We start from the raw sequence: 23351 nt of genomic DNA, 5'->3' as shown, positions 1-23351 counted from the left end.
CCGGCCTTGCAGCTTCGCAATTCGTCCCTTATGAGAAACCCCGTCAGAACCTACAGGGGTGGATTATGCGTTTTTTCTTGAGTTTGTTGATATTTTTGTCTGTTTCGTCCCTCGCCCAGGCCGACACCATCCGCCGGTCGATTCCAGCAAACAAGACATCATCTGTCGGTGCCCACGCCACCTACAATGCGCAGTGCATGCCGTCGTCCATCCCCAAGATGAAGATCGCGAAACAACCTGAAAACGGCACCGTCAGCTTCAAGCAGGTCGCGTTCAAACTGAGCGAGGATGCCGGCCGTTGCGCGGGACGGCAGGTGAAGGGCATTGCTGTCTATTACAAGCCCAAACGGGGCTTTCGTGGACAGGATGAATTCAAGGTCCGCTTCACCATGGACATGTACAGCGCCCGGTCGGCCAAGATCCGCAACGTCGTCGACAAATACATCGTCGAAGTGAAGTGACGCCCCTCGTCGCGGGCGGTCTCTTCATCGGTCCTTCAATCCGTACCACCAATACGCACCCTGCAGATAAAGCTTGCGCAGGGCCGGCAGGGGGAACCTGCTGAACGGGCGCAATAATGGCGCGGGCAGATCCTCCGGCCGCAACTTGCCCATGATCAGGCCCGCGACTTTCTCACCGGAAATCGAGGCCATGGCGATGCCGCTGCCATGCCAGCCCATCGCGGCATAAAGGCCCGCCGCGCCTGGAACCTCACCGACAAAAGGTGTCAGCCTGCGAGCAAGGCAGATATGTCCGTACCAGTTGAAGTCCGCTTCCACATGCGCCCAGGCGGGGAACATGGCCTCGAAATCGGAGCGCGCGCGGTTTTGCATGGATGTCAGCGCCGCGGAATTTTCGAATAGCCCGCCACGGGTTCCAAACAGGAACCGCCCGTCCGGCAAAAGCCGAAAATAATGCAGGAGAGTGCGGGTGTCGGCGGCCATCGTTTCCGACCTCCAGCCCTGGGCGGACAATTCGCCATCGCTCAACGGGCGGGTGACCTGGATCGACGACATCACCGGCAGAGTACGGCCGTGAAGCCATTTGGGAACATCTTCCCGCGCGTAGCCGTTTCCCGCCAGAACCACCTTCCGCGCGCGGACAAATCCGTGTTCGGTCTCCAGACGCCAGCGGTCGCCGTCGCGGTTCAAGGATGTCACCGGTGACTTGCCGAAGATCTTGCCGCCGCTCTTGCGCACCTGGTCCGCGAGCGCCTGGACATAGATCATCGGGTTCAGGGCAAAGCCATATGGCACATGCAGCCCGCCGTGAAAATTGGGGCCGCCATATCCTTCGCCTTCCAGTTCGTCCTTTGCCAGGAACCGGGCCCTGATACCGAAGGTCTCCTTGAGAAAGGCGACTTCCGAGCGCAGGCCCACAGCATCCTTCGGGCGGTGGGCGAGGTAGATCTCTCCCTTCGAATGACGCCCGGCATCGACACCCCAGCTGTCGAGGCGCTGAGCGACAAGATTGACCCCGGCCACCTGATAGGCGACGAACCTGCGGGCCTCCTCGAGGCCGAACTTGCGGAGCAACTGATGCTCGTCGAGTTTGGTGCCGCCCATGCAGCAAAATCCGCCATTGCGGCCCGAAGCCCCGTAGCCGACATGTTCAGCTTCCAGAACACAGACCGAGACGCCAGCCTCCGCCAGTTTCAGCGCCGCGCTCAATCCCGCATAGCCGCCACCGATCACGGCAACATCGAAGAGCGCATTGCCGATCAGCTGCCGGTCGGCCCGCGGCTGGGGGATGCTGGCTTCCCAGTAGCTGCCGATCGTGCGGCGCGTTTCCGATTGAGTTTGCAGCATCAGGTCATGGCCCCGTGGACAAGGAGAGTGCGGTGTTGAAAGCGGCGAATGCGGGCGGGGAAGCTGCCGTGAAGGAGGCCTCCCGTTCACAGGAGGAGGCCCGGCTCGGAAAAAACGAGTGTTTCCATGTTCTCCCGATCAGCCCCTTTGGCTCCTTCCCCGTCCGGCCGGCCTTGGCAAATTGACCTATTTTTCCTGCGCTTTCGTTTCCCCTGAAGGTGCAAATCGTTTCAAACCGTCTCGATTTCGTTGTGAGCGCCATAACCTGATTATCCCCAGACCCTAGATCCCGAGCCTGTCACGCAGGGAAAACCACGTCATCGCCAGAACAAGCAGCGGAAAGCGGAGCCGGTCGCCGCCCGGGAACGCCGGTATGTCGAGTTTTTCAAACACGTCGAACCGGCCGGCTTTACCGGCAACCGCATCCGCCAGGATCTGCCCCCCCAGGGTGGCCATGGCGACCCCGTGACCGGAATAGCCCGAGGCCGTCAGCACGTTGGCGGCGGGCCGCGCGAAATACGGCATGCGTTTTGGCGTGATCGCAAGGGTCCCGCCCCAGCCGTAGTCGATCGCCGCATCCTCAAGCTGCGGAAAGATCTCCAGCATCGGCCCGCGCACAAAGGATCTGATGTCCTTGGGGAACCGGTAGCCATAGTTTTCACCACCTCCGAACAACAGACGGCGGTCGGCGGAAAGCCGGAAATAGTTGATGACGAATTTGCTGTCCGCGACGGCGACATTGTTGCGGATGATCTCCGCCGCTTCGCCTTCCGAAAACGGCTCCGTCGCGACGATGAAATTGTTGATCGGCATCACATGCGCGGCCGTCCGCCGGTCGAGCCGGCCGAGATAGCCGTTGCAGGCCAGGATCAGGTGATCGGCCCGGACTTCGCCGTGGTCGGTCTTTACCGTGATTCGTCCCTGCCCCTGGTCATGCCCCTCGATGCCTGTGACCCGGGTCTCCTCGAACAGCTTCGCCCCGGCGTTTTCCGCCGCCCTGCCGAGCCCGAGGGCGAAATTGAGCGGGTGGAGATGGCCGGCGCCCATATCGAGCGAGCCGCCGAAATACCGCGAGCTGCCGACGTGCTCGCCGATCTCGTCGCCGTCTATGAAACGGATGTGCTCGTAGCCGTAGACGAGGCGCAGATGCTCGACATGGTCCCGGCTGTCCTCGACGAAACTCTTGCGGTGATCCGCATGCAGAATGCCGGGGGTATAATCGCAGGCGATTTCATGGGTGGCGATCAGGTGCTTGACCAGCGCCTTGGACTCTTCCGCGAGCTCCCACAACAGTTTCGCATGGGCCAAACCATGCCGTTCTTCCAGAACCGTCTGCTCGACCCGCTGCCCGGATCCGACCTGCCCGCCGTTGCGGCCGGAGGCGCCCCAGCCGATCCTGTTGGCTTCCAGCAGGCTGACGTTCAATCCATGCGCGGCCAGATGCAGCGCCGCCGACAGGCCGGTGTAACCGCCGCCGACAACGCAGACGTCACAACTATGCGGACCATGGAGCGGCGGATGCGATGTCTTCCAGTTGGCGGTTGCCGCATAATAGGAAGGAGCATGCTGGCCGGGAGCATCGTTCGCCGTCAGGAGATCAAGCGCTGTGAACATGTCCGATCACCGGCTCCTCTGGACCAATTCTGTAATAGTGTTGATATGTTGCCCCACCCGAAGGTACACCTTCCATTGTTCACAATTCAGTTTCAAGGTGAAATCGGTTCACGGAGGGCAGGTTTTTACTTGATTTTGCAACATCTTGCATCTCCCCTAACGTCAGCCTCGGGGCGTTGTCGCCCACATGATCCAAAAGGAAGGCAAAACTGTGTTTGGCCCTGTTGAACATCCCTGGTTCGATCCGCTGTGGAGACGCTACCTGCTTGTGGCCGTGTGCGCCGGCTGGACGGGCGTGGAATATTATTTCGGCAGCACCACCTGGTTTTATGTGACACTGGGCATCACGGTGTATGCGGGCTGGTCATTTCTTTATTATTACAAAGGCCCGGACGATCCCGCGCGCAAACCCAAACCAGAGACAAACCAGGATGAGGAATGACTATCCGCATGCCGCAGGATTTTTCATCGATTTTGCATCCTCGTCTTCCTGTTTTCTGCCGTGCCGTACTCTTCATCCTTGCCGCCACAATCCCGCTCCTTGTCCATGGTGCGGGAGCACTGGCTGAAGAGATCCGCACGACGTCGCAAGCGGTTTCCATCCAGGATGTTCTGAACAAGCGCTGCGTCGTCTGCCATGGGTGTTATGACGCTCCCTGCCAGCTCAAACTGTCTTCGCCGGAAGGCTGGCTGCGCGGTGCGAGCAAGGTCAGGGTCTACGAATCCTCAAGGCTTGAGGACGCGCCGATGACCCGGCTGGGCATCGACGCCAAGACCGTGCCGCAGTGGCGGCGGAAGGGCTTCTTCTCCGTTTCGCAGGCAGGGACAAGACCGTCAGCTCTGGAACAACTGCTGCGCGCCGGCCGCAAGAACGGCTTCGAACTTGGCGCGGCCCTGCCGGACGATCTGGATATTGGGACATTCCGGAAAAACAGCTGCCCGGCGCGCTCCGAGGTCGGGACCTATCTTTCCGAGCACCCTCAGGGCGGTATGCCCTTCGCCACCGCCCCACTTCCGCAGGAGGATTACCGGCGGCTTCTCGCCTGGGCGCAAGACGGTGCGCCTGCTCCCGAGGCGGACGCCGCCCTGCCGGGTGACGTGGTCAGTCGGATCAGCGACATCGAAGCCTTCTTCAACCAGGAAGGCCTCAGGGAAAGACTGACGGCCCGCTACATCTACGAACACCTGTTCCTGGCGCATCTCCATCTGGAAGGCGACAGCCCGCTAAGGTTTTTCCGCATCATCCGTTCGCGGACGGGCCCCGGATCGGACCCTGACGAAATTCCCTCGAGGCGGCCCTTCGACGATCCCGGCGGCGACTTCTTCTACCGGATCGTCCCGATCGACGGCACCATCCTTCACAAGGAACACATCGTTTACGAGATCGGTCCGCGGAAGCTGTCGCGTTACCGGGACCTGTTTCTGACACCGGGCTGGTCCATCGGCGCACTGCCGTCCTATTCAATCGACGCAGGCGGCAATCCGCTTTCCACCTTCAGCGCCATTCCCGCCCGGAGCCGCTACGAGTTCCTGCTGGATAACGCGCTGTTTTTCGTGCGCTCGTTCATTCGCGGTCCCGTTTGCTACGGGCAGGTTGCCGTCAACGTTATCGAGGACCGGTTCTGGGTGACGTTTCTCGCACCGGACGCGGATCTGTCCGTGACCGACCCGGGCTTTCTTGAAGCCGCCATCCCGATCCTGGAGCTTCCGATTGCCAAAACCGACGGAACGCTTGACGACCGCCTGGAAAGCTTTCTGCTGCGCGGCCCGGTCGAATACCAGGCCTTCAGGCAGATCCGCTATGCCCGGCGGGCGGCACGGAACGGCGGCCCCTCCTATGACGATATCTGGCATGGCGACAGCCGCCAAAAAGATGCAAGGCTTACCATCTACCGCAATTTTTCCTCCGCCTCCGTCGTGACCGGATTTAACGGCGCCGTTCCGGAGACCGCCTGGGTCATCGATTTTCCGCTGTTCGAGCGGATCCATTACAATCTGGTCGCCGGTTTCGATGTCTTCGGCAATGTGGAGCACCAACTCACCACGCGGCTCTACATGGACACCCTGCGCCGGGAAGGCGAGCGGATTTTCCTGTCCTTCCTGCCGCCGCAGATCCGCAAACCCATGCATTCAAGCTGGTACCGCGGTCCCCTGGTCACCTTGCTCGACATGTGGAAGGAAAGTGATCTCGATACGAAGTCACCGGTGGGGATCGTGTATGAAACCAAGCTCCCCAAAACCGAATTTCTGACAAAACTGCTTGAGATCGAACCGGAAGTCTGGCCGCTCGTCGATCCGGTCAATCGCTGTTCAGGCGATACCTGCGCAGCACCGGAGACTGTTGCCGGCCAACTGCGTCCGCTAACGACGAAACCAGCTCCCTTCGCCAAATATTTTCCTGACATTGCGGTCCTTGTCGCCGAAACGGATCAGGACCCAGGCGGGGAAATCTTCACGATCGTTCACGATGAAGCCCATAACAACGTCGCCTTCATCTTCAACGAAGACCTGAGGCGGGAGCCGAAAGATGACACCCTGACGATCGTCCCGGGCCAGTTCAGCAGCTATCCGAACTTCATTTTCAGGGCGCCCGCAAACAGCATCCCCGCGTTTGTTGAAAGGGTGCGCAAGATCCGCAGCCAGGACGACTATCTGGAACTTGTCGCGCAATACGGTATCCGCAGAACCCATCCCGAGTTCTGGGCCATGTTCGACCGGGTTCAGGCCGGCCTGCGGGACCAGGACGCGCTCCAGGCGGGAATTCTGGATATCAGCCGCTACAGGGACCCCAAACCGTCCGATCCGCTCGAGCGCCTGTTCGAGTTCACGTTTTCCCACAAGTGAAGCCGGTCAGCTCCTCATTTCGCGGATCATCCAGTCGCAGAAAAGCTGCGCGTCGGGACTGAGCGCCTGGCGCGGGCCGGATGTGACCAGAAAGTAGCTGTGCCGGCTCTTGAGCTGACTGGGAGAAGAGCGGATCAGCCGTCCGTCCTCCAGATAGGGCAGCGCCAGGGTTTGCAGCACAAGGGCATGACCGTGACCCCGGGCGGCAAGTTCCAGCGCGGACAGGCTCTGGTCCACCTGCAGCCCGTTGCGCGGCGGAACCGCGTGGGCGAAACTTCTAAAGAAGCTCTCCCAGGTGTCGACCACACCCATGATGTCGAGACGGATCGCCCCGGCGAGCGCGTCCAGATCCCTTTGCCCGGGGTCGAGCGCGAGGTCGGGATGGCAGACCGGGATAATCGGATCGTTGAGCAGAAATTCCACCGCCCCGTCTGTCCAGGCGCCGTCGCCGAAGCGCACGTCAATGTCGAACAATTCCGGATTGAGGACTTCCGCCCAGGAGGCCGAGATCATCTGAAGGTCAATTTCCGGGTACGCGTCCTGGAAAGCCCTCAGGCGCGGGATCATCCACAGCTGGCCGAAACTGTTCAGGCAGCGGAACCGGACAGGCTTGCGGTGCCGTTCCCCGAAAACCGAAACCGTCGCGATGGAAAGGTCGGAGAAGGCCTTTTCGACGCTTGGCAGATAGGTCTGGCCGAGCCGAGTCAAAACCACTTCCCGATGCACCCGGTCGAAGAGCGGATATCCGAGTTGCTGCTCGAGCTGGCGCACCTGGTAACTGACCGCCGCGGGCGTGATCAGGAGTTCTTCAGCGGCCCGGGTGAAATTGCCGAGACGGGCAGCCGCCTCAAAGGCGCGCAGCCAGGAAAGCGGAGGCAGATTATAGGCCATGCCAGTATGTCCATTCGCGCATTCTTTCTGGTCCCGGCTTTTGGAAGCCGATCAGATCATCGTTTTATAAACAGTGTTCTCTTTCAAATTTTTTCAATGCCATGTCAAAAAATTATTCGTTTCAGATTTTTCAGATCTTGCCGGAAACTTGTTCTCACGAGCAGGCATCACGGCAGTGCGGCGCATGGAAACAGTCGATTACATCATCGTGGGAGCAGGGTCCGCCGGGTGTATCCTTGCGGAGCGGTTGAGCGCCGATCCCCAGACCAGCGTTCTGCTTCTGGAAGCGGGTGGATCGGATGCCTCTTTTTGGGTGTCCCTGCCACTCGGCTACGGCAGACTCAATTCCGATCCGAAGCGTACCTGGCGTTTCATGACCGAGCCGGACGAGGGTCTGGGCGGACGCAGTGTCTACTGGCCGCGCGGCCGGCTGCTCGGCGGTTCCGGATCAATCAACGCCATGGTCTATTGCCGCGGCCTTCCCGGAGATTTCGAGGACTGGGAAAGCTCCGGTGCCACCGGCTGGAACTGGCGTGAGGTCAAATCCACCTTCGAACGGCTTGAAACCAAGGTGACCCCGCTCGGCGAAAAGCAGGGCAAGGGGCTTATCCACGTTCAGAACGTCACGAGCCAGGTCCACAGGGTAAACCGTCACTTTCATGCGGCGGTCAGGGAGGCCGGCCTGCCCTGGTCGGAGGACTTCAACGGAGACAGTCCCGAAGGCGGCGGCATCTATCAGATCAACACTGAAAACGGCCGGCGATGCTCCTCGGCCCGCGCCTTCCTGCATCCGGCCCTTGCCCGCCGCAATCTCGCCTTGCGCATGAATGCCCAGGCCAGACGCATCCTGTTTAACGGAAAGACAGCGCGGGGAATTGAACTGGTCAGCGGCGAGAGGGTCTTCGCCCGGCGCGAGGTGATCCTTTCGGCGGGGGCCATCGGGTCGCCGCAATTGCTGCAGGTCTCCGGCGTCGGTCCGGGTGGGCTGCTGAGCGGGCTGGGCATTCCGGTGATCCATGACAATGAGAATGTCGGTGGCAATCTGCAGGATCATCTGGCCGCCAACTTTACCTTCCGCGCGCGGGAGGCAACGCTCAATGCCATACTGCGTCCCCTTTTCGGTCAGGCCGTCGCGGCCCTGCAATATGCAGCAACGCGCAAGGGACCGCTCTCCCTGTCGGTGAACCAGTGCGGCGGCTTTTTGAGGTCGCGCCAGGAACTCAACCGGCCCGACCAGCAGCTTTACTTCAATCCGATCAGCTACCGCCTGACACCCTATCGAAATACGACCCGGCTGAGCATCGATCCGTTCAACGGCTTCATCATCTGCGCGCAGCCGGCAAGGCCGACCAGCCGGGGGCGTGTCGACATCAAGAGCGCCGACAGCACGGTTGCACCACTGATCCGTCCGAATTCGCTGGCGACGGAAGAGGACCGGCAAACAGTCATCGACGGCGGCAGGCTGTGCCAGAAGCTGATGTCCAGCAACGCCCTGAGCGCGCTGATAGAGGGCTCGGTCGCACCGCATCTGAGCGATCTTGACGACGACGGCATCCTGGCGGATTTCCGTGCCCGCGCGAGTACCGTCTTCCACCCGGTCTCCACCTGCCGCATGGGCGAGAACCGGCAGACGGCCGTCGTCAGCAGCCGGCTGAAGGTCCACGGGGTCGACGGACTGCGCGTCGTCGATGCGTCGGCCTTTCCCAACATCACCTCCGGCAATACCAACGCCCCAACCATGATGCTGGCCCTCAAGGGGGCCGATCTTATTCTCGAAGACCAAAGACGGGACATACAATGACTGTCCAGGACATCGCCCAAGACTACCTGAAGACGGGGAAACTGGCTTGCCTGCCTGATGGCCACTTCATTGACGGCAGAATTACCGCCGCTTCCAACCGGAAGATGGAAAGCTTCGATCCGGGCCGCGCGGAAGCCTTCGCCGAATTTTCGCTCGGCACCGAAGCGGACATGGACCGGGCGATCGAGGCCGCCGAAAAGGCCGCTAAACACTGGCGACAGGTCGCTCCAGGCGAACGCTGCCGCATCCTGAACGCCGTCGCCCGCGTCCTCAGGGAAAACGCCGACAGGCTTTCGGTCATCGAGGTGATCGACAGCGGCAAGACCCTGGCGGAGGCTTGCGGCGACGTCCAGGCATCGGCCCGTTTGTTCGAATATTACGCCGGCGCCGCCGACAAGCTCGATGGCCGCTCCGTCAATCTGGGCCCCGCCTACACCGCCTTCACCGTGCGCGAACCGGTCGGAGTTACAGGGCATATCATTCCCTGGAACTATCCCACATCGACCTTCGCGCGCGGTGTCGCACCCGCTCTGGCAGCCGGATGTTCCGTCGTGGCAAAACCCGCAGAAACCACGCCGTTCACGGCGCTGGTGATGGCGGAGTTGCTCTCGGAAGCAGGGGTGCCGGACGGGCTGGTGAATGTGGTGACCGGTCTTGGAACCGATGTCGGCGCGAAGATGGCGCAGGACCCGCGCATCAAGCAGCTCACCTTCACGGGCTCCGTCACTACGGGTGTCGATGTCGCCCGGATGGCGGCGCCGAACGTGACGCGCCTGACACTTGAACTCGGCGGCAAGTCACCGCTGATCGCATTCGAGGATGCCGATCCGGAAAAGGTCGCCGATGGCGCCTATTGGGCGATTTTCTCCAATTCCGGCCAGATCTGCTCCGCCGGGTCGCGCCTTATCGTGCACAAGTCGATCCGCGACGAGGTGCTTGCCATTCTCGCGGACCGGGCGCGGAAGATCAAAACGGCGCACGGCCTGACGGCTCCCGATATGGGAGCGATCAACTCGGACCTGCATCTTTCCCGCATCAAGGCCCATGTGGACGCGGCAAAGGCCAGGGGCGCCAATATCCTTACCGGCGGAGACGTGACCACCGACGTTCAGACCGGAAAAGGCTGGTTCTTCCAGCCGACCATCATCGCCGATCTCGAGCCAGACGATCCGGCCGTTCAGGAAGAAATCTTCGGCCCTGTGCTGGCGGTGCAGAATTTCGAAACCGAAGAAGAAGCGGTCGCGCTTGCCAACGGCACGCAATTCGGTCTGGTCGCGGGCGTCTACACAAATGACGTCGGCCGGTCGATGCGCGTCGCCGCGGCCCTCGACTGCGGCCAGGTATCGGTCAACGACTATTGGGCCGGCGGACTGGAACTGCCTTTCGGCGGCAACAAGAAATCCGGTTACGGACGTGAAAAGGGCTGGGAAGGCCTGGACGCATATACCAAGGTGAAGTCGATCACCATCAGCAACGCAAGCTAAACGGTTCCAAATGAAACTCGACCAAATCGAGACCTTTGTGGTTGAAAACGCCCCGCCGCGCCACGGCGGACGCTATTTCATCTTCGTCAAACTGGTGACGGCCTGCGGTATCACCGGCTACGGCGAAATCTACAACGCCACCTTCGGCCCGCATCTGGTGGCCGAAATGGCGAAAGATGTTTTCCAGCGCCAGTTCGAAGGCGCGGATCCGCATCATATCGAGAAGCTCTGGCACAAGACCTATGGCGCCGGCTACACCCAGCGCCCGGATGTGACGGTGATGGGCGTGCTGTCCGGTCTGGAAATGGCCTGCTGGGACATAATCGGCAAGGCGGCGGGCAAGCCGGCCTACGAGCTGCTTGGCGGCAAGGTGCACGAGAGGCTGCGCACCTATACCTATCTCTACCCGGCGGAAGGCGACGTCTATCCGAACCCTGCCCTGCCGAATGTCTACAACGATCCGGATATGGCCGCCGAAGTCGCCCTCAAAGCCGTCGAGCAGGGGTTCACGGCGGTCAAGTTCGACCCGGCCGGGGCCTACACCATCTATGACGGCCATCAGCCGAGCCTGGAGGACCTGGACCGTTCGGAAGGCTTCTGCCGCGCCATACGCGAAGCTGTCGGGACAAGGGCCGACCTGTTGTTCGGCACCCACGGCCAGTTCACGGTTTCGGGCGCCAAGCGCCTTGCCCGCCGGCTGGAAGCCTACGATCCGCTGTGGTTCGAAGAGCCCATCCCGCCCGAACGGCCCGAGGACATGGCGGAGGTCGCCCGTTTCACCTCCATTCCCGTTGCGACCGGCGAACGGCTTTGCACGAAGTACGAGTTCTCCAGGGTGCTGGAAACCGGGGCAGCGGCCATTCTCCAGATGAACCTCGGCCGGGTCGGCGGGCTACTGGAGGGCAAGAAGATCGCGTCGATGGCCGAATGCCGCTCCGCGCAGATCGCGCCGCATCTCTACTGCGGTCCGCTGGTTGCCCTCGCCAATATCCAGCTGGCCACCTGCAGCCCGAATTTCCTGGTGCTGGAATCGATCCGCAGGTTCGATGGCTTTTATGCCGATCTTCTGAAAACACCGATCCGCTGGGAGGACGGCTATGTCATCCCCTCGGGCGAACCGGGCCTTGGCCACGACCTCAATGAAGACGTCGCCCGCGCCAACCCCTACAAGGGCAACGAGCTGCATCTCGGGTTTCAGGAAAGCCCGGCTCTTCCGCTCTAAGGCGCGTCGCGTCAAAATGAATTCAGGAAATCGCCCGAACGCATTTGCAATGCAAACGCTGCCTCGGACGTCCTCCTGAATCCACGAATTCGCTTAAACGCGACACACTCTAAGCGATACCATCCGTCAGGGCCGAATGCCGAAGACAGGGACGCCCTGAACACCGGCCTTCCCGTAACCGGTCCGCAGAGATGCAACCTTGTCACGCGACCTGGCTGACGAACCCGACTTCACCGGCCTTACGAGGCGTTGCCTCCCCGGACCGATCCGCCGCGAGCCTGGTTACCAGAGACCGGATATCGCAGGCTGGCATGGGCTGGCCGAAGAGAAAACCCTGGACCTCGTTACAACCCTGCGCGGCCAGGAGACGGAGGTGCTCCTCGGTTTCCACACCCTCGGCGAGCACCGGTATATCAAGGCTTTCCGCCAGGATAATCGTGGCTTTCACAATGGCATCGGATTGCCTGTTCCTGCCCAGATCCTTGACGAATTCCCGGTCGATCTTGATCTTGTCGAAGGGGAAGGCCTGCAGTGTCGCGAGCGAGGAGTAACCGGTTCCGTAGTCGTCCATCGCGATACGCACGCCCAGACGCTTGAGTTGATGAATGATCTGCAGCGCTTTTGACGTGTCGGCGATAATGCCGGTTTCCGTAATCTCCAGTTCGAGCCGGGCCGGATCCAGTCCGCTGCGTTTGAGCGTGTGTTCGACAAAGCGTGGAAATTTGCTGTCGGAAAGCTGTACCTGGGCGATATTCACGGCGATCTTGACAGGCGCCGGCCAGGCAGCTGCCTCATGGCAGGCCGTGCGGATGACCCAGGCGCCGATTTCGAGGATCAATCCGGTTTCCTCCGCAATGGGAATGAATTCGGAGGGCGGTACTTTTCCGCGCTTCGGGTGGTTCCAGCGCAGCAACACCTCCGTACCGGTGACAGCCCGTGTCTTTACGTCATTCTGAAGCTGATAATAGAGTTCGAATTCGCCGTTTTTGAGCGCATTGCGCAGATCCATGGCAAGGGCGCTGCGGTCGCGGGTCTGCTGGTCCTGATCCGCATCGTAACAAAGGGCGGTATTTCCTCCCTCCGCCTTCGCCCGGCGCATTGCCTGCTCCGCGGCCTCAAGAAGCTGCACCCCGCAGGACGCATGGTCCGGGTAAAGCGCATAGCCGACACTGCAGCCAACGCGGATATCCTCGTCCCGCCATGTCATAGGCAGCGAAACCAGCTTCTGCACCCGTTTGCAGAAATCGAGTATATACCCGCGGTTATAGACGGGTTTGCCGACAATGACGAACTCGTCACCGCTGAGCCTGGCAATATATTCGTCCTGTTCCAGGTGCTCCGACAGGCATTTGGCGACATGACGCAACAATGCGTCCCCGCCGGAGTAGCCGAGAACCTCGTTCACTTCCTTGAACCTGGTCAGATTGCAGTTCATCACGACGATGCGTGCGTTGTCATTTGTGACACTGGACAGTATTGCCTCCAGATGCCGGTCGAGAGCTCCGCGGTTCGGCAGCCCGGTCATCGGGTCGTGATGAGCCATGTGATGCAGCTTGTTGTCTGCATCCTGAGCGTTCGCGGAATCGATTGAATAGGTGATCATTGCCGACAGCATGAGAACACCCATCGTGAAAACGATGGCTATTCCCACGAGCTGATTGGAAACAAGGTCCTTGCCGCTGCCGTCCAGACGCAGCGGCATGAGATCCACGCCAGCCATGGCGACAAAATGCAGGCTGGCTACCGCCAGAATAAAGCTGAGCACGGCGCCGTATTTGCAATAGCGTGTCACCGGCCGCGCGACACGGCTGGTCGCCAGCATTCCGAAAACACAGGAAAGAATGACTGATGCGACCACATACGGCATGGAGAGCGTCAGGAGCCCGGAGACCTTCATCGCCTCGATGCCGATGAAGTGCATGATCGCGATGGAGGCTCCGAAAACCAGCCCGCCAACCTCGATCAGCATCGATCGCCGCGTGACGCTGCTGATCAGCAATCCGGCGGTCGCGCCGGACACCGCGACAAGAAGCGATATCGCGGTCATACCGGGATCGTATCCAAGAATGAACGGGCTCTCGTAGGCGATCATCGCGACAAAATGCGTGCTCCAGATCGTTCCGCCTGCGATCAGACCGCAAAGCAGCAGCCACATGTATTTGAGATTGCCCTGCGTACGGCGCACTCTCGTGTAAAGCCGCATGGTCAGAACCGCTCCGACCGTCAGAATAATTACCGCCAGAATAACAAAAAGCGGATCATGCTCGAAAGCAATGCACGAGAGTACAGTCAGCATCTTTTACTCCAGAAGATGCAAGCTACCGTCTTTCCCTACGGAATTCGTAAAAATACGTGTTTGAAATGCAATATCATTAATGGAAAGTGAACTATCCTAACCCTATGAAATCAATAGCTTATCGATGTTCCAAAACGTTTGTTCCGGCCGCACGGACTTGTTTCAATTTTTAGGCGTTTACCGTTTGCAATGCACCGGCGAATGTCCGGTCCACACGCCTGTCTCCAGACGCTCAGGCCGCAGGCCGACCCAGCGCACGAACGGCCGGGACGCTGACACGCGCCCGGCGTCCGCGTGTCACGCAGCCGTCTTAGCCTTGAACTCGATACGGCGGCGGTGGAGGACCGGCTCGGTATAGCCGTTCGGCTGTTTCGTCCCTTCCAGCACCAGCTCACAGGCCGCCTGGAAGGCGACGGAGTTGTCGAAATCCGCGGCCATTGGGCGGTAGCCGGGGTCTCCGGCATTCTGACCATCGACCACGGCGGCCATCCGCTTCATGGTTTCCATGACCTGGTCCTTGCCGACCACACCGTGATGCAGCCAGTTGGCGATGTGCTGCGATGAAATGCGCAATGTCGCCCGGTCTTCCATAAGGCCGACATTGTTGATGTCCGGAACCTTGGAGCAGCCGATGCCCTGCTCCACCCAGCGCACGACATATCCCAGAATGCCCTGGGCGTTGTTGTCGAGCTCGGCCTGGATATCTTCCGGTGTCCAGTTCGGCCTGACGGCGACGAGAATGGACAGAATGTCTTCCAGTCTGGCGCTTTCGCGGGATTTCAGTTCCGCCTGGCGCTGCGCGACGGACACCTTGTGATAATGCAGGGCATGCAGGGTGGCCGCCGTCGGCGACGGTACCCAGGCCGTGTTCGCCCCGGCCATCGGGTGGCCGATCTTCTGCTCCAGCATGGCTTTCATCAGATCCGGCATCGCCCACATACCCTTGCCGATCTGAGCATGTCCGGGAAGCCCGCAGGCCAGCCCTACATCGACGTTGTTGTTTTCATAGGCGGTGATCCAGGGTGCGGCTTTCATGTCACCCTTGCGGATCATCGGTCCGGCTTCCATGGAGGTGTGCATCTCGTCTCCGGTCCGGTCGAGGAACCCGGTGTTGATGAAGAACACCCGGTCTTTCGCCTGGCGGATGCATTCCTTCAGGTTCACCGTGGTGCGGCGTTCCTCGTCCATGATACCCATCTTGAGAGTATGGCGCGTCATGCCGAGCGCGTCCTCCACCCGGTCGAAAATCCGCGAGGCGAAGGCCACTTCCTCAGGACCGTGCATCTTCGGCTTGACGATATAGACAGAACCGGCACGGCTGTTGGTTTCCCGGCCGTTCGGACCGATATCGTGCAGCGCGATCAGCGATGTGATCATGGCGTCCAGAAGACCTTCCGGCACTTCGTTGCCATCCCTGTCCAGGACCGCGTCAATGGTCATCAGATGGCCGACATTGCGCACCAGCAGCAGCGAGCGGCCATGGAGCGTCACGGCGCTGCCGTCCGGCGCCGTGTAGTGCCGGTCGCCATGCATGCGCCGGGTGACGGTTTCGCCGCCCTTTTCAAACGTCTCTTCCAGATCGCCCCTCATCAGGCCGAGCCAGTTGGTGTAGACGGCCACCTTGTCCTGCGCGTCGACCGCGGCCACGGAATCCTCGCAATCCATGATCGTCGACATGGCGGATTCCAGAACGATATCGGAAATATGGGCCTTGTCGGTCCTGCCGATCGGATGTTGCCCGTCGATATTGATTTCCAGATGAAGACCGTTCTTGACCAGAAGAACCTTGTAGGGAGCACTTGCATCGCCGGAGTATCCTGCGAACTGGGCTTCATCGGCAAGGGACGCGGAACCGGTTTCCGTCGCGACCTGAAGCGCCCCGCCTTTCACGGCGAGGCCTGTGACACCTGACCAGCTTCCACTCGTCAACGGCGCCGCCTCGTCGAGAACCTTGCGGGCATAGGCGATCACTTCAGCCCCACGCGCTTCGTCAAATCCACCGCCCTGCGGCCGGGAGCCCATGGCGTCCGTGCCGTAAAGCGCGTCATAGAGCGATCCCCAACGGGAATTGGCGGCGTTCAACGCGTATCGCGCATTCATCACCGGAACGACAAGCTGGGGACCGGCGACTTCGCCGATTTCCGGATCGACATCGGTTGTCCCGACCTCGAAATCGCCTTCATCGGGAACCAGATAGCCGATTTCGCTCAGGAAGGATTTGTAGGCCACCATGTCCGGGGTGCCCGGATTGGCCTTGTGCCAGGCGTCGATTTTCGCCTGCATGGCATCGCGCTTATCCAGCAAAGCCCGGTTGACGGGAGCCAGATCGTGAATCAGCGCGGCAAGGCTTTTCCAGAAATGATCCTGGTCGACACCTGTCTCCGGCAAGGCTTCGGCGTTGATGAAATCGAAGAGCACCTTGGCAACTTTCAATCCATGGATATCGATCCGGCCGGTCATTCCTGTCTCCCTAAAATCCGCTCGCGTTCAGGGTTACGACCCTGAGACCCTTTACTAGCACTTTGCCAGTGTTTTGGGATGAAAGAGGGCGGGCGTCAATTGGCCGGGTTCACCCATGACTTTTTCCGTTTTGGAAACAATCCGGGGTATTATCTCCGGGAGACGCACTCGATTTCGAACAGAAGGCCCTTTCGGTCCCTGCGTTCTTCCAGTACCGATGTCGGCATCAGCACCGCTTTTCGCGGAAAGGTCCTTATGCTTTCGATTACGAGACGATTTGGCGGCCTGACCTACGGCAACGCCATTCTGATGCTCGCCCTCACCGCCCTGTTCTTCGGTGGCAACACGGTCGCCGGGCGCCTGGCCGTCGGCGAAGTCTCTCCCATGGTGGTGGTCTTCCTGCGCTGGGTGATTGTCGCGGGCATACTGATGCCATCGCTGTGGATACGTATCCGCGCGGAATGGCCTGTCATGCGCCCTTATTTTCCGCGCATGATCCTGATGGCCGTGTTCGGTTATGTCGGTTTCAACACCCTGTTCTATATCGCGGCCACACGGACAACGGCCGTCAATCTCGGCATTATCCAGGGGTCCATCCCGATTTTCGTGTTGATCGGATCCGTGATCGCGTTCAGCACCGGCGTGCGGGTGCTGCAAATCCTGGGCATCCTGCTGACGCTCGCGGGGGTGACGCTGGTCGCCTCACAGGGAAATCTGGACACCCTGCTGGCGCTCGCGGTGAACCCGGGCGACGGCGTCATGCTGATCGCCTGCGTGCTCTATTCTGGTTATACCCTTGCCCTCAGGAACAGACCCCAGGTCTCCGGTCTTGCCTTTTTCGCCGTGCTTTCGGCCATATCGGCGGTCACCTCCGTTCCCGGTCTTGTCTTCGAGCTGGCCTCCGGCACCGCGCAATGGCCGACGGTCAAAGGCTGGATGGTGGTTCTCTACATTTCCCTCTTTCCGTCCTGCCTGGCGCAGATCTTCTTCATGCGCGGTGTGGAACTGATCGGCCCGGCGCGAGCCGGTGTCTTCATCAATCTCGTACCCATATTCGCAGCCATCCTTGCGGTGTCGATCCTCGGCGAGCCATTCAAATGGCATCACGGCCTGGCTCTGACCCTGGTTCTGGGCGGAATCTGGCTTTCGGAACGCAAAGCATCCAGCTTGCAAGACAGGCCTGCCGCAGGCAAAGCAAACCAGGGTATGGACTTATAATGAGGGCAGGCCGAACCGGCGCCTTTACGCTTCTTAAGCAGAAATACTGCTATCGCTTTGGAAGCGAAGCGCCCTGACAGGGTGGCTTTAACGGAAAAGCCGCGCTTGTTAATGGCAGCGGAGCCTTCAGGCAAGATGGATTTGAAGCGCTAACACTTTAATTTGCAACAGCTTTCCGCTGTCATGCCGTTAAATCCGATTTCGGCCCGATCCAGCGGAACCAAATTGAGGCACATTTGAAATTGCCGCAATCGCAAGGCACGATGGGTTCATGGAAACACCATTGATTACAGGCGCTTTCGCGCTGCTGCTGATTACCATATCGCTGCTCCAGCCCCTGGCCCGCCGTCTGGGGATCGCTTCCAGCGTACTTTTGGCAATGGTCGGCACCCTCATCGGCATCCTGGCGATCTATCTGCTCTACACACCGCGGACCGACGCATTCAATACAATCGCTAATGTCTTCGTCCATCCCCCGCTGGACTCGGAGATGATCCTTTACATCTTTCTGCCGATATTGCTGTTCCAGACCGCGCTGACGCTCGACATCCGGCGGATCCTGGAAGATATCGCGCCGATCCTCGTCATGGCCGTCGTCGCTGTCTTTGTCGCGACGTTCTTCATCGGCTTCGCGCTTTATCCGTTGTCCGGCATGTCACTCATCGCATGCCTGTTACTGGGCGCGATCGTCGCGACCACAGACCCGGTCGCCGTCGTCGCCATATTCAGGGATATCGGCGCGCCGGCGCGGCTCGGGCGGATCGTGGAAGGCGAAAGCCTTTTGAACGATGCCGCGGCAATCGTCATCTTCGTCCTGCTCATCGATATTCTTACTGGCGAGAAGACGCTGACAGTGGATGAGACGGTCCTCTCATTCCTGCGCTCTTTCGCGGGGGGCGTCATCGTCGGGACAGTCCTGGCGCGACTTGCCGTCAGTCTGCTGCCCATGATGCGCGACCTTCCGCTTGCGCAGGTCACCTTGAGCCTGGCCCTGCCCTACGGCACCTATGTGTTCAGCGACCAGTTTGCGGATGTGTCCGCGGTGGTCGCCGTGGTTTGCGCCGGCACCGTCTTCAATCTCTACGGCCCCGCCCGCATTCAGCCTTCCAGCTGGCAGTTTCTCCATGCGGTCTGGGAACAGATCTCCTTCTGGGCCGCGTCGCTGATCTTCCTGCTGTCGGCGATCCTGATCCCCCGGTTCGTGGAAGGCTTCAGCCCGATCGACATCCTGCTGCTGCTTGTCGTCATCGTTGCCGCACTCGCTGCGCGGGCGGTGGTGATTTTCGGACTGCTGCCGATGCTGAGCACCCTGGGCGCCGGCCAGTCCGTCAACAACAAATTCAAGACCGTCATGCTGTGGGGAGGTATGCGCGGCGCGGTCACCCTGACCCTGGCCCTCAGCGTTTCGGAACATTCGGGACTTTCCCATGAGGTTTCGGGGTTCGTGACCAAGCTGGCAACCGGTTTCGTCCTGTTCACGTTGCTGGTTTACGGCACCAGCCTGAAACCGCTGATCCGTCTTCTCGGCCTGGACCGTCTGAACGCCCGGGACGAAGCTGTTCGAACCCAGTTTCTCGCCCTGGCGCTTTCCGATGTGCGCCACGAAATCCAGACCGCCGCCGGCAAATACCATATCGAGCCGCGTGTCACCGGCGATGTGATCAAGGATTACGCCGGAAGGTCCACCGCCGCCGCCGCCGAAACCAACAAGCTTGAGGAACTCAAGGACTGGGACCGCGTGCGTATCGGCCTGGTCGCCCTGGCCGACCGGGAACAGCAGCTCGTGCTGGAGCATTTTCACGACAAGACGATTTCGGGCAGATCGGTTTCCCGTTTTCTCGCATTGACCGGGCGAACCGGCGACCTGACACGCTCGGACGGCCGTTCCGGCTACAACGCGGCCACCCGCCAGCCTCTGAAATTCGGGCTCGGTTTCCGGCTCGCGCAAATGCTGCAAAGGCATTTCAGGATTACCCGGCCTCTTGCCATCCGCCTTGCCGACCGTTTCGAGTTTCTGCTCGTCTACCGCATCCTGGCCGATGAACTGATCGAGTTCAACGACCGCCGGATCCGCCCCTTGCTGGGGGACCGGATCGCGGGCATCCTCAAGGACACGCTCAACATCCGCCGGGAGGAGACCGTTCAGGCGATCGAGGCCTTGCGCCTCCAGTATCCTGACTATGCCGACGCGTTGGAAAACCAGTTTCTGCGGAAAGCCGGCGTGCGCCTGGAAGAAAAGGCCTATGACGACGCCAAGGGCCAGATGCTCATCGGCACGGAGTTGCACCGCAACCTTTTGCGGGAAGTGGAGCAGATGTGGCGGGCCTGCCATACCAGACCCAAACTCGATCTCGGGTTGAAAACCCGCGAGCTGATCAGCGCGCATCCGCTGTTTGTCGATCTTCCGCGCAAGCAGCAGAAAGCCATCCAGAAAACCATGCGGCCGCAATTCGCCACGCCCGGCGAGAAACTGATCCGCAAGGGCGACCGGGGCGATGCCGCCTATTTCATCGCGTCAGGCGCCGTCGAAGTGCGCGCGCCGACGCACAACGTCCGGCTTGGCCGCGGTGACGTTTTTGGCGAGATCGCCCTGATGACGGGAGGCCGCCGCAGCGCCGACGTCTACGCGCTCGGCTATTGCCAGCTCCTGAGCCTCAAGGCCCAGGACTTCAAAAAGCTGATGGAGGAGCATCCCGGTCTGCGCGATCACGTGTCCAAGCTCGCTATAAAACGGCAGCTTATGAACACCGACCCGGATGGCCCCGAGTTTGAAGATCCGGTCGTGTCGATGTTCGCCAAGACCCCGGACGTTGCCGCGCAGTCCGAAAAGAAGGATGAGCCGGAAGCGCAGGATGTTCCCGCCCAGGACACTCAAACAGACATCGGCGTTCAGGCCGGGGCTCAGGTCAGAGCTACGGAAGGCGAAGCAGCACAGGAAGACGACGGCAAGACACCCCCGCAATCGGAGAAAGAGACCGCCTCCGCCTGACGGCGGCTACTCTCTCCGTAGCCGTGCCGCGCCTTATACCAAGGGTCGATGATTGTGACCCTTGGCATTACCCGGTCTTCCTGACCTCCACGGTATGCGGATAGGGGATGGAAATCCCACCGGCGTCAAAGGCTTCCTTGACCGATTTGAGCATGTGGAATTTCAATTCCCAATAATCGGCGGCATCGCACCAGAGCCGGACGCCAAGGTCCACGGAACTGTCGCCGAGATTGGTCACGCGGACCCAGGGTTCCGGTTCGTTATGAATGCGCCCGTCCGCGTTGGCCACGTCCAGAATGATCTGGATGGCCTTGTCGGCATCGTCGTCGTAGTCGATACCGAACGTCAGATCGAGACGGCGCGTGGGATGGGCGGAGTAATTCGTCAACACCGTTCCCCAGGCCTGACCATTCGGCATGATGATCTGCACGTTGTCCGGCGTCACCAGTTCGGTCACGAATATATTGAGGTCCTTCACGGTCCCGCTGGTCCCGCCGATATCGACGAACTGGCCGATCCTGTAAGGCCGGAAGATGATCAGCATGACCCCTGCGGCAATGTCGCTCAAGGTGCCCTGCAGGGCGAGCCCGATCGCCAGAGTGCCGGCGCCGAGAACGGCCACGAGGCTGGTCGCCTGGATCCCGAAGAGTTGCAGCACGGCAATCAGCGTGACCAGAAGGACCAGCCAACGCACGATCGAGGCGGCGAAGCCGCCAATCGTGTTGTCGACGCGCGGATGGCTGACGATCCTCTTTTTAACCAGTGTCGACAGGAATCCGGCCAGAAACCACCCGATGACGAGGACAATGACGGCCTTGATCGCGTTGATCAGCAGCGGGGTATAAACGCTGACCTGGTCCAGGGCACTTTCCATATTGCATTCCTCCGTTGGGAAACCGGCTTTGACCATATGCAGGTTTTAGGGGTGTGATCCGTCCCGACCGGCAAAGTCCCCAACCTTTTCGGCCAGTTCCGCGCGCATCCCTGTCATATCTGCGGAGACTGACAGCCGATCCGGCAGCAGCAAACGGGCGGGACATGGGTCCGCCCGCCGCATCGGGTCATGCCTGCCCAGATTTTTCCTGCCAGTCCTCCAGAAACTGAACCATCTCTTCGTTGCCGCATCCTGCGATATATTCGGGGTGGAGCGTGCTCCCGGCCTCAAGCAGCAGACGGGCGCAGGAAATATGATCCCGCTTTGCACGATCCAGATTGTGTTCGGAACCATGCAGGACGGTACCGAGGGCATCGCCGCCATAGGCGTTCTTCCGATCGAGATCGGGTTCAAGCGTCAGAAGAAAAGCCACCGTCTGCGGCAGTCCCGCCCAGCCGGCCGCGTGAAGCGGAGGCAATTTCATTTCGTCCACCTGGTCTGGATCGAGACCGGCGGCGACCAGAGCCGCCATATGCGCCAACCGGTCTTCCTCGAAGGCAATACGGGTCAGCAGCATCCTGTCTTCCCTGTGCAGCCGGTCTGGATCGAAAGGCTTGGCCGGCACTATGCCGCGGGCACAGGCCGACAGGCGCATTTCCGTTTCGCTCAATGACGTGTCCGCACCTCGCTGCGCCAGCAACTCAGCCATCGCGTCATTGCCGTAAATCCGGGCGGTCGCATATGGCGAGTGACCGTTCCAGATCCGGTTCGGGTCGGCGCCATGATCCAGAAGGAGGTCGGCGAGACCGGCCGGACACATGCGGCGGGCGGCCTGATGCAGAGCGGGTATTGTGTGAACCGGCTGGCCACCCGGATGATCCGGGAGGGCCTCGTCCGGATCTGCTCCGGCCTCGAGCAGCAGCCGCACCATCTCTTCGCTGCGGAAATCCAGCGCCCGCGCCAGGGCGTTGGTGCCCCACGGCTTCGCGTCATGTTCCAGCAACAGTTTCAGCGCCTTCGGATCGCCGAGTTCGGTGCTGTGATAGAGGCTCTCGTCGTCGTCGGGATCGGCTCCCTTTTCCAGCAGCCAGCGGCCCAGCGCGAAATTATCGGCGTGGCAAAGCGCCCCGTAAAGCGCCGACAACTTATGTGCGCCCCCCGGTTCGGCCGCATAGCCGTCACTGGCATTCGCACCATGCGCCAACAGCAGCTCCGCAATGGCGAGCATCTCGGCCTGTCTTTCCGGACAGCGATGGATTTCCTTTGAAAAAGCCAGATGCAGGATCGGAGAGCGCAGGCCGATGGGCCGGATCGCCGTTTCCGGATCGCTCTCAATGGCCGCCCGGACCGCTTCCAGATCGTAGAGCGCGATCTGCAGGCCGAGATTTTCGTCTTTCAGGCCCGGATTGTCGGCAAGAAGCCTGTCCGTCACCCAGTGCTGCCCCAAATAGAGCGCCATTTTCAGCCGCTCGGCCTTTTCCGCCCGGCTCATGGCCTCGCTTTCCAGCGCGAATTTTAGTTTCGGCCAGCTTTCGTGCCCGGCCTCGCGGGCAATCACATGCAGAAAGTCCGCATGTTTCAAAAGCCTGGTCCCGGGAATATGCGCGGCGACACGCGCGAGCGCCTCCGCATCGCGAAGTGCATGCGCTTTACTAAGCCGTCTCGCAGCTTTCCTGCAGGATTCAAGGGATGATGCAATGCCGTCGGACATGGCTTTTCTCCTGTTGCAAAAGCCCGGGCGATCCGCTGGTTTCGGGCGCAGGTGAAAAACCGGCATATGTCGTCAGATGTCAGGGTGCTTTCGCTTTCCGCGGATCCGGAAGCCGCCCTCGTCGGCTCCGGAAATCTGC

15 protein-coding genes are annotated in these 23351 nt (G+C 60.5%); 8 read left to right on the top strand and 7 right to left on the bottom strand.

Features of this window, described 5'->3' with window-relative positions; all coding sequences use genetic code 11:
* Nucleotides 1–77 precede the first annotated feature (77 nt).
* A complete protein-coding gene (locus tag CLV41_RS06585) occupies nucleotides 78–461 on the top strand; it encodes a hypothetical protein (RefSeq protein WP_146048521.1) in 384 nt (127 codons plus the stop codon).
* Between the two features lie 24 nt (nucleotides 462–485).
* Here the strand turns inward: CLV41_RS06585 and CLV41_RS06580 are convergent, their stop codons facing one another.
* Both CLV41_RS06580 and CLV41_RS06575 read right to left on the bottom strand, forming a co-directional pair.
* The gene (locus CLV41_RS06580) at nucleotides 486–1808 is read right to left on the bottom strand and encodes an NAD(P)/FAD-dependent oxidoreductase (protein WP_103221368.1); all 1323 of its coding nucleotides are present in this window, start codon (nucleotides 1806–1808) and stop codon (nucleotides 486–488) included.
* A gap of 282 nt (nucleotides 1809–2090) precedes the next feature.
* Entirely contained in the window at nucleotides 2091–3422 is a 1332-nt protein-coding gene (locus tag CLV41_RS06575) for an NAD(P)/FAD-dependent oxidoreductase (RefSeq protein WP_103221367.1), read from the bottom strand.
* A gap of 187 nt (nucleotides 3423–3609) precedes the next feature.
* Between CLV41_RS06575 and CLV41_RS06570 the strand changes: the two genes are divergently transcribed.
* Both CLV41_RS06570 and CLV41_RS06565 read left to right on the top strand, forming a co-directional pair.
* The gene (locus CLV41_RS06570) at nucleotides 3610–3864 is read left to right on the top strand and encodes a hypothetical protein (protein ID WP_103221366.1); all 255 of its coding nucleotides are present in this window, start codon (nucleotides 3610–3612) and stop codon (nucleotides 3862–3864) included.
* Nucleotides 3861–6266 (top strand): fatty acid cis/trans isomerase, encoded by a 2406-nt coding sequence (locus tag CLV41_RS06565; RefSeq protein ID WP_208987304.1) that lies wholly within the window; start codon nucleotides 3861–3863, stop codon nucleotides 6264–6266. The genes CLV41_RS06570 and CLV41_RS06565 overlap by 4 nt, the downstream gene beginning before the upstream one ends.
* Before the next feature lie 6 nt (nucleotides 6267–6272).
* Here the strand turns inward: CLV41_RS06565 and CLV41_RS06560 are convergent, their stop codons facing one another.
* Complete coding sequence (locus CLV41_RS06560; protein ID WP_103221364.1) at nucleotides 6273–7157, bottom strand: LysR substrate-binding domain-containing protein; 885 nt, start codon at nucleotides 7155–7157, stop codon at nucleotides 6273–6275.
* Between the two features lie 184 nt (nucleotides 7158–7341).
* Between CLV41_RS06560 and CLV41_RS06555 the strand changes: the two genes are divergently transcribed.
* The 3 genes from CLV41_RS06555 to CLV41_RS06545 are packed head-to-tail and all read left to right on the top strand — an operon-like array spanning nucleotide 7342 to nucleotide 11664.
* On the top strand, nucleotides 7342–8958 hold the full coding sequence (locus CLV41_RS06555) for a GMC family oxidoreductase (RefSeq protein WP_103221597.1): 1617 nt from the start codon (nucleotides 7342–7344) through the stop codon (nucleotides 8956–8958).
* Complete coding sequence (locus CLV41_RS06550) at nucleotides 8955–10442, top strand: aldehyde dehydrogenase family protein (RefSeq protein WP_103221363.1); 1488 nt, start codon at nucleotides 8955–8957, stop codon at nucleotides 10440–10442. Before CLV41_RS06555 ends, CLV41_RS06550 begins: the two co-directional genes overlap by 4 nt.
* Before the next feature lie 10 nt (nucleotides 10443–10452).
* On the top strand, nucleotides 10453–11664 hold the full coding sequence (locus CLV41_RS06545) for a mandelate racemase/muconate lactonizing enzyme family protein (protein ID WP_103221362.1): 1212 nt from the start codon (nucleotides 10453–10455) through the stop codon (nucleotides 11662–11664).
* Nucleotides 11665–11866: 202 nt separating this feature from the next.
* Here the strand turns inward: CLV41_RS06545 and CLV41_RS06540 are convergent, their stop codons facing one another.
* Together CLV41_RS06540 and CLV41_RS06535 are read right to left on the bottom strand one after the other, a co-directional pair.
* On the bottom strand, nucleotides 11867–13960 hold the full coding sequence (locus tag CLV41_RS06540) for a putative bifunctional diguanylate cyclase/phosphodiesterase (protein ID WP_103221361.1): 2094 nt from the start codon (nucleotides 13958–13960) through the stop codon (nucleotides 11867–11869).
* Between the two features lie 297 nt (nucleotides 13961–14257).
* On the bottom strand, nucleotides 14258–16420 hold the full coding sequence (locus tag CLV41_RS06535; protein ID WP_103221360.1) for a malate synthase G: 2163 nt from the start codon (nucleotides 16418–16420) through the stop codon (nucleotides 14258–14260).
* Between the two features lie 255 nt (nucleotides 16421–16675).
* On the opposite strand from CLV41_RS06535, the gene CLV41_RS06530 reads away from it, so the two are divergent.
* Together CLV41_RS06530 and CLV41_RS06525 are read left to right on the top strand one after the other, a co-directional pair.
* Entirely contained in the window at nucleotides 16676–17638 is a 963-nt protein-coding gene (locus tag CLV41_RS06530) for a DMT family transporter (RefSeq protein ID WP_208987303.1), read from the top strand.
* A 271-nt stretch (nucleotides 17639–17909) separates the two neighbouring features.
* Nucleotides 17910–20627, top strand: a complete 2718-nt coding sequence (locus CLV41_RS06525) for a cation:proton antiporter (protein ID WP_103221359.1) — start codon at nucleotides 17910–17912, stop codon at nucleotides 20625–20627.
* A 67-nt stretch (nucleotides 20628–20694) separates the two neighbouring features.
* On the opposite strand, the gene CLV41_RS06520 is transcribed toward CLV41_RS06525, so the two are convergent.
* Together CLV41_RS06520 and CLV41_RS06515 are read right to left on the bottom strand one after the other, a co-directional pair.
* A complete protein-coding gene (locus CLV41_RS06520) occupies nucleotides 20695–21501 on the bottom strand; it encodes a mechanosensitive ion channel family protein (RefSeq protein WP_103221595.1) in 807 nt (268 codons plus the stop codon).
* A 187-nt stretch (nucleotides 21502–21688) separates the two neighbouring features.
* The gene (locus CLV41_RS06515; protein WP_103221358.1) at nucleotides 21689–23212 is read right to left on the bottom strand and encodes an ankyrin repeat domain-containing protein; all 1524 of its coding nucleotides are present in this window, start codon (nucleotides 23210–23212) and stop codon (nucleotides 21689–21691) included.
* Nucleotides 23213–23351: the final 139 nt, after the last annotated feature.

It is taken from the genome of Roseibium marinum (genome assembly GCF_002906165.1).
Lineage (GTDB): Bacteria > Pseudomonadota > Alphaproteobacteria > Rhizobiales > Stappiaceae > Roseibium > Roseibium marinum.
Note: the sequence above shows the minus strand (reverse complement) of the source record. Positions and strands in the feature narration are given on the sequence as shown.

Bases quoted from the DNA above. Each gene is read 5' to 3' on its own strand.
- CLV41_RS06540 (WP_103221361.1), bottom strand. From the start codon at position 13,960: ATGCTGACTGTACTCTCGTGCATTGCTTTCGAGCATGATCCGCTTTTT.
- CLV41_RS06575 (WP_103221367.1), bottom strand. From the start codon at position 3,422: ATGTTCACAGCGCTTGATCTCCTGACGGCGAACGATGCTCCCGGCCAG.
- CLV41_RS06555 (WP_103221597.1), top strand. From the start codon at position 7,342: ATGGAAACAGTCGATTACATCATCGTGGGAGCAGGGTCCGCCGGGTGT.
- CLV41_RS06570 (WP_103221366.1), top strand. From the start codon at position 3,610: ATGATCCAAAAGGAAGGCAAAACTGTGTTTGGCCCTGTTGAACATCCC.
- CLV41_RS06525 (WP_103221359.1), top strand. From the start codon at position 17,910: ATGGAAACACCATTGATTACAGGCGCTTTCGCGCTGCTGCTGATTACC.
- CLV41_RS06545 (WP_103221362.1), top strand. From the start codon at position 10,453: ATGAAACTCGACCAAATCGAGACCTTTGTGGTTGAAAACGCCCCGCCG.
- CLV41_RS06560 (WP_103221364.1), bottom strand. From the start codon at position 7,157: ATGGCCTATAATCTGCCTCCGCTTTCCTGGCTGCGCGCCTTTGAGGCG.
- CLV41_RS06550 (WP_103221363.1), top strand. From the start codon at position 8,955: ATGACTGTCCAGGACATCGCCCAAGACTACCTGAAGACGGGGAAACTG.
- CLV41_RS06530 (WP_208987303.1), top strand. From the start codon at position 16,676: ATGCTTTCGATTACGAGACGATTTGGCGGCCTGACCTACGGCAACGCC.
- CLV41_RS06535 (WP_103221360.1), bottom strand. From the start codon at position 16,420: ATGACCGGCCGGATCGATATCCATGGATTGAAAGTTGCCAAGGTGCTC.
- CLV41_RS06565 (WP_208987304.1), top strand. From the start codon at position 3,861: ATGACTATCCGCATGCCGCAGGATTTTTCATCGATTTTGCATCCTCGT.
- CLV41_RS06520 (WP_103221595.1), bottom strand. From the start codon at position 21,501: ATGGAAAGTGCCCTGGACCAGGTCAGCGTTTATACCCCGCTGCTGATC.
- CLV41_RS06515 (WP_103221358.1), bottom strand. From the start codon at position 23,212: ATGTCCGACGGCATTGCATCATCCCTTGAATCCTGCAGGAAAGCTGCG.
- CLV41_RS06580 (WP_103221368.1), bottom strand. From the start codon at position 1,808: ATGCTGCAAACTCAATCGGAAACGCGCCGCACGATCGGCAGCTACTGG.